At 34.9% G+C, this 14,048-nt stretch carries 11 protein-coding genes and 2 pseudogenes; all 13 read left to right on the top strand.

Features of this window, described 5'->3' with window-relative positions:
• The first annotated feature begins 203 nt into the window (after positions 1 to 203).
• The 13 genes and pseudogenes from ABD935_RS01810 to ABD935_RS01750 all read left to right on the top strand — a co-directional run bounded on the left by ABD935_RS01810 (position 204) and on the right by ABD935_RS01750 (position 13,991).
• On the top strand, positions 204 to 2,747 hold the full coding sequence (locus tag ABD935_RS01810; RefSeq protein WP_345189819.1) for a glycoside hydrolase family 2 TIM barrel-domain containing protein: 2,544 nt from the start codon (positions 204 to 206) through the stop codon (positions 2,745 to 2,747).
• 2 nt (positions 2,748 to 2,749) lie between these two features.
• Positions 2,750 to 3,700, top strand: coding sequence for a LamG domain-containing protein (locus tag ABD935_RS01805; RefSeq protein WP_345189818.1), 951 nt, complete (start codon positions 2,750 to 2,752; stop codon positions 3,698 to 3,700).
• A gap of 26 nt (positions 3,701 to 3,726) precedes the next feature.
• Positions 3,727 to 3,897 (top strand): annotated as a pseudogene (locus ABD935_RS01800) (alcohol dehydrogenase catalytic domain-containing protein); the annotation flags it as partial.
• 36 nt (positions 3,898 to 3,933) lie between these two features.
• Positions 3,934 to 4,246: pseudogene (locus tag ABD935_RS01795) on the top strand (SDR family oxidoreductase); the annotation flags it as partial.
• Positions 4,233 to 4,685 (top strand): PH domain-containing protein, encoded by a 453-nt coding sequence (locus ABD935_RS01790; RefSeq protein WP_345189817.1) that lies wholly within the window; start codon positions 4,233 to 4,235, stop codon positions 4,683 to 4,685. The pseudogene ABD935_RS01795 and the gene ABD935_RS01790, both read left to right, overlap by 14 nt.
• A gap of 196 nt (positions 4,686 to 4,881) precedes the next feature.
• Positions 4,882 to 6,342 carry an aldehyde dehydrogenase gene (gene aldA, locus ABD935_RS01785; RefSeq protein ID WP_345189816.1) on the top strand — a complete coding sequence of 487 codons (1,461 nt, stop codon included), beginning with the start codon at positions 4,882 to 4,884 and terminating at the stop codon, positions 6,340 to 6,342.
• Positions 6,342 to 7,433, top strand: a complete 1,092-nt coding sequence (locus ABD935_RS01780; RefSeq protein ID WP_345189815.1) for a mandelate racemase/muconate lactonizing enzyme family protein — start codon at positions 6,342 to 6,344, stop codon at positions 7,431 to 7,433. The genes aldA and ABD935_RS01780 overlap by 1 nt, the downstream gene beginning before the upstream one ends.
• A gap of 25 nt (positions 7,434 to 7,458) precedes the next feature.
• A complete protein-coding gene (locus ABD935_RS01775; protein ID WP_345189814.1) occupies positions 7,459 to 8,715 on the top strand; it encodes an Ig-like domain-containing protein in 1,257 nt (418 codons plus the stop codon).
• A gap of 7 nt (positions 8,716 to 8,722) precedes the next feature.
• On the top strand, positions 8,723 to 9,769 hold the full coding sequence (locus tag ABD935_RS01770; RefSeq protein WP_345189813.1) for an aldose epimerase family protein: 1,047 nt from the start codon (positions 8,723 to 8,725) through the stop codon (positions 9,767 to 9,769).
• 30 nt (positions 9,770 to 9,799) lie between these two features.
• Positions 9,800 to 10,813, top strand: a complete 1,014-nt coding sequence (locus tag ABD935_RS01765; RefSeq protein ID WP_345189812.1) for an L-rhamnose/proton symporter RhaT — start codon at positions 9,800 to 9,802, stop codon at positions 10,811 to 10,813.
• 17 nt (positions 10,814 to 10,830) lie between these two features.
• A complete protein-coding gene (locus ABD935_RS01760) occupies positions 10,831 to 12,039 on the top strand; it encodes a glycoside hydrolase family 117 protein (RefSeq protein WP_345189811.1) in 1,209 nt (402 codons plus the stop codon).
• A gap of 224 nt (positions 12,040 to 12,263) precedes the next feature.
• Complete coding sequence (locus tag ABD935_RS01755; protein WP_345189810.1) at positions 12,264 to 13,451, top strand: HYR domain-containing protein; 1,188 nt, start codon at positions 12,264 to 12,266, stop codon at positions 13,449 to 13,451.
• Positions 13,452 to 13,853: 402 nt separating this feature from the next.
• Positions 13,854 to 13,991, top strand: coding sequence for a hypothetical protein (locus ABD935_RS01750; RefSeq protein ID WP_345189809.1), 138 nt, complete (start codon positions 13,854 to 13,856; stop codon positions 13,989 to 13,991).
• The last annotated feature ends 57 nt before the right edge of the window (positions 13,992 to 14,048 follow it).

The raw sequence follows: 14,048 nt of genomic DNA, 5'->3' as shown, positions 1-14,048 counted from the left end.
TCTTGATTTAAGATAGAATTATTAAACTATAAATAACTACAAATTTGTTGAAGTGTCTAGTTTTTGTCTAGCTTCTATTTTTACGAATAAATAGTTATCAATTAAATTTGTTCCAGTCCATGTTAATCATTCATTGCTTTCAAAAAGGCATGATTTATTGAATAATAGATTTTAATAGCACTAAACACACCTAATATCAGCACATGAAAAACTTCCATCTTATATTTTTTGCATTCATATTATGCCTGAGCTGCAATCAACCTAAAGCAAAAACAAATAGTGCTCAAAACACCGATTTTAATCTAAATTGGAAATTCTATTTATCACAGGAAAATGAAAATATTAACGACGTAGATGATGAAAAATATAAAAGCTTAAACTTGCCTCACGATTGGGCTGTTGAACAAGCCTTTGATTCCACATTAGTTAAAGATGCTTACGCTACAGGCTACCTACCAAGTAAAGGTTATGGATATTACAAAAAAGAATTTGATAAGGTTTTTAATGAAGATGAAGTTACCTATATCCTTTTTGATGGGGTTTACAATAATTCCGAAGTCTATATAAATGGCACAAAATTGGGATTTCACCCATACGGATATTCGCCTTTTTACTATGATTTAACACCGCACTTAAACAAAAACGGGAAAGACAATACTATTGCTGTAAAGATAGATCACACGCGTTATGCTGACAGCCGTTGGTACACAGGTGCTGGAATTTACAGAAATGTAAAATTGATTACCACCAACAAGTTACACATTCCTGTTTGGGGAACTTTTATCACGACTCCTGATGTTTCAGATGAAAAAGCCACTGTAAAACTAAATATTAAATTACAAAATGATTTTGATTCAGAAGAAAACATCACATTGGTTACCAAAATTTCAGACCAAAATGGTAATGAAGTTGCTACTGTTGAAAACGAAGCAAAAGTTCAAGCTAACACCTCTGATGAAATCATTCAAAATATAGAAATCAATAACCCAAAACTATGGTCTATTGAAACGCCACATCTATATACAGCCATTACTTCCATATTAAAAAATGATGAAAATATAGGGGATTACACAACAAACTTTGGAGCTAGAACCATAAAATTTGATGCTAATACGGGCTTCTATTTAAATAGTGTTAATATGAAAATAAAAGGGGTCTGCTTACATCATGATGGTGGATTAGTTGGAACAGCAGTCCCAAAAGGCGTATGGAAACGCAAGCTTCAAATTTTAAAAGATGGTGGTTGCAATGCCATAAGAATTTCACACAATCCGGCATCAACAGAATTTTTAGATTTATGTGATGAAATGGGTTTTTTAGTTCAAGATGAATTGTTTGACGAATGGGACAATCCAAAAGATAAACGTTTCAATCAAAACGAATCAAAAAGTACCGATTATATTACTAGAGGCTATGGCGAACATTTTCAAGAGTGGGCTCAAAAAGATATCAATAATGTCATGTTAAGCCACCGAAACCACCCCTCTATTTTTCAATGGAGCATTGGTAACGAAATTGAATGGACGTATCCTAGAAATGCTGCTGCTACTGGTTTTTTTAATAATATGGATTGGGATGGCAACTATTTCTGGTCAGAACCACCACATACCACTGAAGAAATTAAACACCAATTAGAAACCCTACCAAAAGGGAAGTATGATATTGGTGAAACAGCACAAAAATTATCGAAATGGGTAAAAGAATTGGACAGCTCAAGACCAGTTACCGCTAATTTAATTCTGCCTTCAGCAAGTCATTTATCTGGCTTTGCAGATGCTTTAGATGTTGTTGGTTACAGTTACAGAAGGGTTTTATATGATTATGGTCATGAAAACCATCCAGACAAACCCATTATGGGTACCGAAAATCTAGCCCAATACCACGAGTGGAAATCTATTATGGAACGTCCACATATCTCTGGCACTTTTCTTTGGACAGGTATTGATTATATGGGTGAAATTAGAGACCCATGGCCTGTTCGTGTTCAGCCTTCTGGATTATTGAATTCTGCTGGGTTTAAAAAAGGCTCTTACCATATGATGAAAACGTTATGGAACGATGAACCTCATATTCATATCGCAACTCAAAACATAGAAAAATCACTCAATAAAATTGACAACAATGGTAATATAGTTGCTAAAGACTCTGAAAAGTGGAAACATGCCCTTTGGGAATGGCAGGATGTTAACGAGCATTGGAATTATAATAAAAACGACATGATTTCTGTTGAAATCTATTCAAACTGTGAAAGCATTGAATTATTTTTAAACGACAAATCATTGGGTAAAAAGAAATTATCTGATTTTGAAGACCATATCTATAAATGGGGCGTGTCTTTTACAGACGGCAAGCTAACAGCAAAAGGTATTAAGAATGGTCAAGAAGTTACCTCTGAAATCATTACTGCTAGAAAAGCGACACAAATTCAGTTTTTTTCTGAAGAAACAACAATAAAATCAAATCATTCCGATGTATCACACATTATACTTCAACTTACTGATGATAATGGAAACCCTGTAAAAACAGATGATAGACTAATCACTTTCAACTTAGAGGGGCATGCAAAACTTTTAGGTATTGATAATGGTTGGAAAAAGAGTGTTGAGAAATTTCAATCTAATTCTGGAACAACTCACAATGGAAGAACATTATTGATTATTCAAGCAAAAGATAAAAAAGGATTAGTAAAAATTACGGCAACTTCAGAAGACCTGCCATCACAAATAATCAATATTAATATTCAATAAATATGAAGTCTATAAACACACTATTTTTAGTCGCAATTGGAATACTATTTTTCTCTTGTTCTGCATCTCAAGACACAACATCACAGAGTGGCACAAACGAAAATCAAGATTTAGTAATTAAATTTAACAACGGAGTTATTGCAAAATCAATAGCTAAAAACTACCCAGAATTAAATCAAACTTGGCAAATTGAAGCAGTATTTTCTGATGAATTTAATTACGAAGGAAAAAATTCTGAATTCGAAAAGAATTGGAATGATACCTATTTTAATGGCTGGAGAGGTCCAGGTTTAACAGAATGGACTTCTAATAATTCTGATGTTAAAAATGGAAATTTAATTATAAGTGCCTCAAGAAAACCGAATACAAACAGAGTTTATTGTGGTGTAATTACATCAAAAAAAGAAGTAAAATATCCTATTTACACAGAAGTAAGAGCAAAAATTGCGAATCAAGTTTTGTCTTCAAATTTCTGGTTTTTAAGCAAAGATGATAAACGCGAATTAGATATCATAGAATGTTATGGTGGAGATAGAGATAGTGAAAAATGGTTTGCTGCGAATGCAGCTTCAAACACACATGTTTTCTTAAGAAATGACAGTGATAATTCAATTATTAAAGACATTAATAAATCTGTAAAACATAAAACTGAAGATGGTTCTCCTTGGAGAAATGACTTTCATACATACGGTGCTTATTGGAAAGATGCATTTACAATAGACATTTATTATGATGGAAAATTAGTAAATAAAATAAGAAAAGAAAGCATTAATGATCCTGAAAACGTAGGACTGAATAGAAAAATGTTTCTAATTATTGATTTAGAAGATCACGATTGGAGGTCAAGAAAAAACCCACCTATTACACCAACAGATGAAGAACTTAAAGACGAATCTAAAAATAAGTATTTCATTGATTATGTGAGAACATTTAGACCTATTAACAAGAATTAAATAAGAGAATAAAAAGATAATTAGAAATGAAAGCTACTCAATATCAAGGGAATCAAACTTTCAATGTTATAGATAAAGACATTGTAAAACCAAAAAACGACGAAGTAAGAATAAAAGTTGCTTATGTAGGTGTTTGTGGAACTGATGTTCACATTTATCATGGAATGATGGATAAACGTGTTAAAATACCAGAAACAATTGGTCACGAAATGTCTGGAGTAATTGATGCAGTTGGTGAAGGAGTTCCTGGATATGCAGCAAGTAAAGGAGCTATTGGACAAATGACCATGACTTTTGCTAATGAATGAATGGGCAGGAAAAGGTGTTAACGTAAATGCAATAGCTCCTGGATATATAGCAACAGATAATACAGAGGCATTAAGAAACAACCCAGATAGAAACAAATCCATATTAGAGCGTATTCCAGCTAGCAGATGGGGAAATCCTGAAGATTTTGCTGGACCAACCGTGTTTTTAACATCAGAAGCGGCAAGTTGTGGTGCATTTGACCAAACGATAGAAACAAATAACGATGAAAATATATAAATCAAAATTCGGATATGGAGTAATGGGATTTCTGACTTTGTTGTTCTTACCTATTCTTGGATATATGGTTTACAAAAATGAACGCTTAGAAGCGATTCTATCGGTCGCAGGAATTCATTTATTGGTCTACGGATTTTGTCTATATCTAAATTTTTCGACTGAATACGCGATTACGGAAAATGGAATTTTAAAAGTCAAATGCGGCTTTGTTTACAATAAATCATTTGACATAAATAAAATAAAATCCATTACAAAGTCGAACAATCTGATTTCATCACCAGCACCTTCTTTAGACAGAATTGAATTGACTTATGGAAAATTTGACCTAATAATAATTTCCCCAAAAGACAAAATGGAATTTGCTAACGATTTGACAAAAATAAACCCTAAAATAGAAAATAAACTGACGGAAATAAAAACGCACCACAACAATGTATAACCGTAATTACGGCGGATTCGACTACGTCCGAATCCACTCGGAATTGCTAACGCCAGTTCTAAACCGAAAATTAACGCATATTTAACCCGTAACTGACGGTTATGTTATACTAGACCGTTATATGAATAGCACTACGGTACTTGTTGACGGTGGTTGGATGGGTAGATAATCATTAACAATTTTAAAACACAGTACCATGTCAGAAATAAAAGAATACCAATTATTTATAAACGGAAAATGGAAAACATCTTCTTCTGGTGAAACTATTGATATTATTAGTCCATCTACAGAAGAAGTGGTAGCAAAAGTGCAAAACGGAACGCCCGAAGAAGCTATTGAAGCTTTAGAAGCTGCTGACAAAGCGCAAAAAAAGTGGAAAAAACTACCTGCTCGGGAAAGAGCCAATCTATTGTATAAGTTTTCCAACGAGATAAAGGCAAATGCTGAAAATTTAGCACAGTTACTGGTTAAAGAGCAAGGGAAATTATTAAAAGTAGCACGATTCGAAGTTGCTGTGGCATCGTCCTTTATTGAATATGCATGTGAAGGCGCCCGTAGAATTGAAGGTGATATTATCCCTTCCGACAACCCAAACGAACAAATCTGGATTCAAAAAATCCCCAGAGGTGTTGTAGTAGCCATTACAGCTTGGAATTTCCCATTAGCGCTTGCAGCCCGTAAATTAGGTCCCGCTTTAATTGCAGGAAATACTATTGTAATCAAACCAACTTCCGAAACACCTTTAACAACTCTTGAATTAGGAAATCTCGCAAATAAAGTGGGGATTCCAGCTGGAGTAATTAATATTTTAACTGGGCCAGGTCGTGCTATGGGCAATGCCCTTGTTGAAAGTCCGATTACCAAAATGGTAACTATGACAGGCTCTACACCTGTTGGTCAACAAATAGCTAGAAATGCAGCTCAAAATTTAACACACGTCCAACTTGAATTAGGAGGCAAAGCCCCTTTTATTGTTTTTGAAGATGCTGATATTGATGCTGCCGTAGATGCTGCCTTGCATTCTCGTTTTGATAACTGTGGACAAGTTTGTACCTGTAACGAGCGCATGTATATCCATGAAGATATTTATGATGTTTTTATGGAGGAATTCATAGCTAAAGTTGAGAAGCTAAAAGTTGGAGACCCCATGTTGGAAGATACAGATATGGGACCAAAAGTAAATGCCAACGAATTAAAGCAAATGGAACATTTAGTAGCGGTAAGTATTAAGGAAGGCGCCACAGTTGCCACGGGAGGAAAGAAACCAACTGGAACTCAATTTGAAAAAGGCTATTGGTTTGAACCTACTGTTTTAACCAATGTAACCCAAGATATGACCATTGTTCATGAAGAATCATTTGGACCAATTTTACCCGTCCTAAAATTCAAAACATTTGATGAAGTTATTGGTTATGCCAATGATTGTGAATATGGTTTGGCCGCCATGGTATTTACAAACGACATGAATACAATCATGAAATGCAATGATGAACTTGAATACGGAGAAATCTATGTAAATAGAGGTCATGGAGAGCAACATCAAGGGTTTCATAATGGCTATAAATTATCAGGTTCGGGAGGTGAAGATGGAAAATATGGTTTCGAACAATATTTAGAGAAGAAAACATTTTACGTAAGACATAATCCTAAAAAGTAATGAGTACAAAAATCTCAAGTGTAAAAACGCGCCTTTTTACAGTGCCATTACCAGAAGTAATGTCTGATGCTAAACATGGAGATCACTACCATTTTGAGTTAGTTACAGTAACCATAATCCTTGAAGATGGTAGCGAGGGTACTGGTTACACTTATACCGGTGGAAAAGGTGGTTTTGCAATTAAAGCTATGGTTGAGCATGATTTTGCTGATGCTTTAATTGGAAAAGATGGTACTGATGTTGAAGGTATTTATGACTTTCTAGAATGGCATGTACATTATGTAGGTCGTGGAGGTATTGCTTCTTTTGCTATTTCTGCAGTTGATATTGCTTTATGGGATATTCGTTGTAAAAAGGCGAACCAACCTTTATGGAAAATGGCTGGTGGACACGGTAATACTTGTAAAGCCTATTGTGGTGGTATTGATTTAATGTTTCCAATTGAAAAATTATTGGATAATATGAAAGGATACTTAGCAAGAGGTTTCAATGCAGTAAAAATTAAAATAGGTCGTGAGAATCTTGAAGAAGATTTAGAGCGAATAAAAGCTGTTCGAGAATATATTGGTCCAGATGTAACCTTTATGGTGGATGCCAATTATTCTATGACAGTTGAAAAAGCGATTAAAGCTATAGAAGGTTTTAAACAATATGATATTACTTGGTTTGAAGAACCTATTATTCCAGATAATTATAAAGGGTTTGGAGAAATAGCTGATGCTACAGGTTTTCCTTTAGCAATGGGTGAAAACCTACATACTATTCATGAATTTGAGTATGCGTTTGACCAAGCAAAACTGTCTTTTGTACAACCAGATGCATCCAACTGTGGCGGTGTAACAGGGTGGTTGGCTGCGGCCCGATTAGCCGATAAACATGGTATCCCTGCCTGTTCTCATGGCATGCAGGAATTGCACGTTAGTTTAGTATCCTCCCAACCAAATTCAGGATGGTTAGAAGTACACAGTTTCCCAATTGACGAATACACGACAAGACCTTTGGTGGTTGAAAACCATAGGGCAGTCGCTCCTGATTATCCAGGTGTTGGGGTTATATTCAACTGGGAAAAATTAAAACCATTTCAGCATTAATATAATTTTAATAAAGTTAGTAAGTATGTATAGTTATTTTAAAAAAGTAGGTGTTTTATTAAGTTTAATAGCCTTTGTTTCTTGTAGTAGTTCTTCTTCGTCCGATGAAGTTGTAGATCATAAGCCAACAGCAATTAACGACACCTTAGTGGTAGAAGAAAATAGTGCGTCAGGAACTGATAATCAAATAGATGTTTCTACAAACGATTCGTTAGGTGATGATGGAGGAGACTCGGATAATTATAAAATATCGACAAACCCAGAAAATGGTTTGGTAACCGAGATAAGCGACGGTATTTTTGAGTATGTTCCGAATGCAGATTATTTTGGAGATGATAGTTTTAAATATGAACTATCTGATTCAGATGGAGATAAAGCCACGGCAACGGTAACAATTACTATAAACAAATTTTTGCCAACAAGTTCAGCTTTTCAAAATATGGATCCTAACTTCCCCTCATTTGTTTCCATTGAGAATACAACACCTTCAGATAAACAATGGGTGAAGTCTGAAGATCATTCTGATGAGTTTGATGCATGGAATCCTGGGAAATGGTATAAATCAACATGGAACTATGACCCACCAGTTTTTATGACACATAATAGTGCCAATTCTGGAGTTGCTGATGGTAACTTATGGATTAAAGCAACTTTAAACGAGAACAATGCTGATGATAGATGGTTTCAAACGGCAAGAATTCATTCTGTGAAGAAAGTTAAATATCCAATCTATACGGAAGCGCGTATAAAAACAGCTCATATTTCTGCTTTCAATACGTATTGGTTAAATAATGGAAATGCTGATAACAGAGATGAAATAGATATTATAGAGAATAATTCTAAACCAACTTGCACAAATTGTTCTGCCGATGATTTTCCGAGTAAAATGAAATCTCATTATCATCAGGTAGATGAAAATGAAACTCCAAACTGGATTAGACATGGAGGAGATTTCTATAGAGCAGATTTATCATCGACAAATCCGTTAAAGAATAAAGGGTGGAATGAAGATTATCATATTTACGGAGCTTGGTGGAAAGATTCTAAGAATGTTCAGTTTTACCTTGATGGAGAACCAGCGGGGAGTATTGTAGTAGGAGAACATTGGGATGATAAAACGTATGATAGAGAATTTACCAGAGATTTAGAGATCATTTTTGATTTATGGACTAATCAGGCAGATTGGTTGGGAGGACTTCCTCCAAAGTCTGATTTGGGAGATAACACCATCAATACCATGCGTATAGATTGGGTAAGAACATGGAAACTGGAAAATAAATAAGACAGATATGCAAATAGAAATAAAAGATTTTGGAGTTTATAATGAAGTTCAAATCAAAGCGTATACTTTGAAAAACGTTAATGGTATTGAAGTTGAAATTACTAACTACGGAGCTACTATTACTACAATAAAAGTTCCAGATAGTAAAGGCAATATTGAAAATATAGCTTGTGGATTTGATACTCTTGATGGATATTTTGGGGAGGATTATGTTGAAAATGCACCTTATTTTGGAGGTACAGTAGGTAGATATTGTTCTCAAATAAAAGATGCTAAGTTTTCATTAAATGGAAAAGACTATCAATTAGCAGATAACTGTGGACCTAACAACTTACATGGCGGAGCCGTTGGATTTGATAAAAAGATTTGGAGTGCTGAAACTTTTGAGAATGAAAAAGGTTCTGCAGTAAAAATGTCTTTAAGGAGTAAAGACTTAGAAGAAGGTTTTCCAGGTAATGTTGATGTTGAAGTAACATTTACTTTAACTGATAATAATGAATTAAATATTGATTATGTAGCAACGCCGGATGCGGATACTCCACTATCATTAACAAATCATACGTATTTCAACTTAAATGCATTTCATTCAAATGTAGAATGTCATTTAGCACAAGTTAATGCGAATAAAAAGTTAGATTGTGATGATACTGGAGCCGCTACTGGGGAAGTTGTTAATGTTGAAGGAGCTGCTGATGATATGCGTCAACCAAAACGAATTGGTGATGCTCATGAGGGTATGGGTGATGGCTTTGAAAATTTCTATATTTTAGATAATGAAAGCGCGGACTTCATAGAATCAGCAAAAGTTAATTGTCCAGATTCTGGAAGATCTTTAACAGTTTCAACAACTGAACCCTGTATGTTGTTATACACAGGAAAATATACATCTGATGCTATTAAACGTGAAAACGGTCAGCAATATGGAAAATATAGAGGGTTTTGTTGCGAAACACACCGTTACCCAAACGGACCAAACATTGAAAACTCACCAAAGTCAATAACCAAGACGGGTGAAACATTTAAAAGTACTACACAGTTTAAATTTAACTGGTAAACATTTATACTAACTAAAAACTAAATAATTATGATTGAAGGAATTGTATTAGCGGTAGGAGCAGGTCTTATGTTGGGCTTATATGCCTTACCAGAAAAGTTTACTAAAGATTTTAAATTCGAAAATACTTGGGGGTTATTCTTCATGTTGACTATGTTTTTAGTACCTATAGTAGCATCATTAACTCTAATCAAAGATTTTAGCAACGTATTTGCCGCTGTACCAACAGATATTTTATTCAAAATGGCTGCCGCAAGCGTCTTGTGGGGTGTAGGTGTAATGATGTGGGGCAAAGCCATCAATCATATCGGACTATCATTAGGTTTTTCTATATTTATTGGAACCGTTATTTTAGTCGGCTCAATATTGCCATTTGTTGTAGAAGGTTTACCTCCAAAAAATGTTTTTCTAACCGTTCTCGCAGGTATTTTTGTTGTATTATTAGGTGTGCTTTTTAACGGTCAGGCTGGAATTACCAGAGAACTGGATGAATTAGAATCTGGCCAAAGCAAAAAAGAAAAAGGTGCTATGGTTAAAGGTATCACCATTGCCGTTGTTGGCGGTCTATTAGCTACTGGTTTTAGTTATGCCAATGCTGTGGGCAGACCTTCTATCCATGAAGCTTGTCAAGCAGCCGGAAATGCAGAATGGGTTACAGCCGTTGGTGTTATGTTCCCCATATTTATAAGTGGAGGTATTGTAATGGCACTTTATTTTGCATGGCAATTATCAGCTAAAAATGCTTGGGCAGAATTTAAAACACCAAGTTTTGGTAAAAATTTTACCCTAATTTTGATTATGGCTATTTTTCACTATGCCGCCTCTGCCCTATTCGCATTTGCCGCATTCAAATTAGGTGAAATTGGAAACACTGTTGGTTATGCCATTTTTAACACATCTTGTGTTGCTACAGCCATTGTGAGCGGTATTGTAACCAAAGAATGGATTAACGCGTCTTCAAAAGCTAAAAACTATTTATATTTAAGTTTAGCATGTATGATCATTGGAATTATAATAATAGCAGTTGGTAACGGAATCTCATAAAACAATAAAAAAAAGAGATGAAAACAAAATTTTATATATTAAGTATATTTCTATTAGTAAGCTTTTTAGCTTGTAAAACAGAAACCAATAAAGAAAATATCAAAGAAACAACTCAAGACATTGAAATAACAGATGATCAACAAGATTTTCTAGGAATTACTAATAAAAATAAATTAAGTGCTGCTTCCAAACGTGCCTTAAAATGGGGTCCTAATTTAGGAAATGAATGGTTTTTTGAATACTCAATGCACGATTTAAAAGGGGATTTAGCCTATGAAGAAGGTGTTGTGCGACGGGATCCAAGTGCTTTAATTAAACATGATGGTAAATACTACGTTTGGTATAGTAGAAGTGTTGGACCATCACAAGGTTTTGGTGGAGATGTTGTTAAAGACAAAGTATTTCCGTGGGATAGATGTGATATTTGGTACGCAACTTCTGAAGATGGTTTAACTTGGAAAGAAGAAGGGTTAGCTGTTGCTAGAGGAAAAGCTGGCGAATATGATGATAGATCTGTATTTACAGTAGAAATTATGGAACATGAAGGTATATATTACTTATGTTATCAAACAGTAAAAAATCCTTATAATGTAAGAGTAAAAAATCAAGTAGGCTTAGTATGGTCCAACTCGCCAAATGGCCCTTGGACAAAAAGCAAAGAACCTATTTTAAGTCCAGCAGATAATGGCATTTGGAAAGGCGAAAAACAAGATCGTTTCGCAGTAGAAAAGAAAGGTGATTTTGATAGTCATAAAGTACACGATCCTTGTATCGTTCCTTTTAACGGGAAGTTCTATTTGTATTATAAAGGAGAACAAATGGGAGAAGCTATCACATTTGGTGGCCGTCAAATACGTCATGGTGTTGCCATTGCAGACAACCCAAAAGGTCCTTATGTAAAATCTGAATATAACCCGATTTCAAATAGTGGACACGAAATCTGTGTTTGGCCATACGATGGAGGAATAGCGGCTCTGATCACAACAGATGGCCCTGAAAAAAACACAGTCCAATGGTCGCCAGACGGCATTAATTTCGAAATAAAATCAGTTATAAAAGGGGCACCTCACGCTATTGGTTTAGACCGAACCGCAGACAATGAAAAAGAACCTACAGAAATTTTACGTTGGGGTTTAACTCATCAATATAAAAATTCTGACTACCAATATATTAGAGGTTTTAAAACGTGGAGAATGCGACAACATAAAGCGAAAGGTGTAGAATAAATTAAAATTCTTATTGTTGAAAAACTAATTGATATAGGCAAAATTCAATCACTTTTACAATATTTCTATAAGAAGGAACAGCTTTTGTTGATAAATGTTTTTGTTCAAAGAGAAAAAAAGCCATTTGTTTTACATTTTAGATTTTCTGTTTCCTACAGTCATGCGTTTAAAACATACTTTTGATTTGTAATAACAAGCTTATTCAACATACAGAAAAAATAATTATGATAAAAAAGAATTTAGTTTACGCATCAAGTTTATTATTAATGCTTTTAGTGGCGTCATGTAGTAGTGATGGCGGTGGAGATGACCCAATTATCGACACAGAAAACCCAACTATTAATTGTCAAGCAAGCATCAATGTTTCTATTTCTGCTACAGAGAATGAAGCCAAAGTAGATTATACCACGCCTGTTGCTCAAGATAATATTAGTGCATCCGTTGTACAAACCAGTGGGTTACCCTCTGGAGCAATGTATTCTATTGGAACCACAACAAACACGTTTCAAGCAAAAGATGCTGCCGGCAATACTGCTACTTGTAGCTTTGATGTGATTGTAACAAGAGATGCGCCATCGAGTAACAACCCCTATTTTGTTGGAAATGATCCAACACCAACGGGCAAAAAATGGACTAAAATCGATAATATGTCCGATGATTTTGATGGTACTGCTTTTGATGATAATAAGTGGCACAGAAACCCTTCTACAGATGGGTTTAACTGGATTGGGAGAGCACCAGGACTATTTGAATCGGATAATGTTACCGTTAGCGATGGCAATTTAAATATAACCGTTGAAAAGTTTGCCGCACCAAAAACGGTAAATAATATAGAATTCACCCATGGAGGTGCCATTGTACGCTCAAAAGAAGTTGCAAAATATGGACAATATTATGAATGTAGAATGAAAGCCAATAAAACCATTATGTCTTCTACGTTTTGGATTGCCTTTAAGCAAAATTGCAATACTGGGCCAGTTAGAAAATTAGAGTTAGATATTCAAGAATGTGTGGGGCGTGTTCATGATGGTACCGCAAACTGGGCTGCAGATTGGGCTAACTCATACCATTCAAATGCATGGAGGCATCAAAGAGATTGTGATACTGAGGTAAATGAATCCATGCAATCACCAGCTAAAACGGTAATGACAGAAAAAAATAATTCTAGGTTTTTTGTATATGGCTGTTGGTGGAAATCCCCTACTGAAATTTTATTCTATTTAGATGGAGAATACACGCATTCTATTACGCCTCCAACAGATTTTGATCTGGAAGGCCATATTACAATGGCAATTGAAACGTATGATTGGAATCCTGTAGATGAAGCAGGCAGTATTTTTGCAACAGGCTCATTTGATGATTTAACCACTAAGTACGATTGGATCAGAACTTGGAAATTAGATAACATCTAATATGAAATATTACCACTTTGCTTGTTAAAGGTAAAGTGGTAATTCTTTTTTATTGGGTTAAAAAAACCATTAAATCAATTAAAAAAAGCAACAGTATATTTAGATACTTTGAATTTGATTAAAACTAAAAAGTTGTTCGTGAGGTTTTTATTTTCAATCTTTCTTTTTGTATTCGGAATAGCATTGCACGCGCAAGATTCAACAAAACCAGCTAATTACCCTACGGACTCTCTAAACTTCGATAAGGCACCAATTCGCATCAACAGCACTCTTCCCCTATCCCATCAAAAGGATAATTTATGGATATTTCAAAAAGAATTTTCCGATGAGTTTTATGGGAATGAATTAGATGCCACAAAATGACATGGCACCAACCCCACTTGGCCGGGTAGAAAACCATCCATGGCAAATACAAAAAATGTAGTTGTAAAGAACGGTCATTTAGTATTACGTGTAGATAAGTTAAATGAGCCTATTAATGGCTACACCCATAGCGTTGGTTGGGTTATTAGTAAAAAACATAACCTAAGGCTATTTTGAAATGCGGGCTAAATTAATGGATGCGCCCTGGGTAATTTGTTTTTGGCTTTATAATTG

Origin of the sequence: Algibacter agarivorans, assembly GCF_039543245.1 — a bacterium.
GTDB classification, from domain to species: Bacteria; Bacteroidota; Bacteroidia; order Flavobacteriales; family Flavobacteriaceae; genus Algibacter_G; species Algibacter_G agarivorans.
Note: the sequence above shows the minus strand (reverse complement) of the source record. Positions and strands in the feature narration are given on the sequence as shown.

What these genes read in the sequence shown, in the direction of transcription:
- ABD935_RS01775 (WP_345189814.1), top strand. Translation starts at nt 7,459, where the DNA reads ATGTATAGTTATTTTAAAAAAGTAGGTGTTTTATTAAGTTTAATAGCC.
- ABD935_RS01770 (WP_345189813.1), top strand. Translation starts at nt 8,723, where the DNA reads ATGCAAATAGAAATAAAAGATTTTGGAGTTTATAATGAAGTTCAAATC.
- ABD935_RS01760 (WP_345189811.1), top strand. Translation starts at nt 10,831, where the DNA reads ATGAAAACAAAATTTTATATATTAAGTATATTTCTATTAGTAAGCTTT.
- ABD935_RS01810 (WP_345189819.1), top strand. Translation starts at nt 204, where the DNA reads ATGAAAAACTTCCATCTTATATTTTTTGCATTCATATTATGCCTGAGC.
- ABD935_RS01750 (WP_345189809.1), top strand. Translation starts at nt 13,854, where the DNA reads ATGGCAAATACAAAAAATGTAGTTGTAAAGAACGGTCATTTAGTATTA.
- ABD935_RS01755 (WP_345189810.1), top strand. Translation starts at nt 12,264, where the DNA reads ATGATAAAAAAGAATTTAGTTTACGCATCAAGTTTATTATTAATGCTT.
- ABD935_RS01780 (WP_345189815.1), top strand. Translation starts at nt 6,342, where the DNA reads ATGAGTACAAAAATCTCAAGTGTAAAAACGCGCCTTTTTACAGTGCCA.
- ABD935_RS01790 (WP_345189817.1), top strand. Translation starts at nt 4,233, where the DNA reads ATGAAAATATATAAATCAAAATTCGGATATGGAGTAATGGGATTTCTG.
- aldA (WP_345189816.1), top strand. Translation starts at nt 4,882, where the DNA reads ATGTCAGAAATAAAAGAATACCAATTATTTATAAACGGAAAATGGAAA.
- ABD935_RS01765 (WP_345189812.1), top strand. Translation starts at nt 9,800, where the DNA reads ATGATTGAAGGAATTGTATTAGCGGTAGGAGCAGGTCTTATGTTGGGC.
- ABD935_RS01805 (WP_345189818.1), top strand. Translation starts at nt 2,750, where the DNA reads ATGAAGTCTATAAACACACTATTTTTAGTCGCAATTGGAATACTATTT.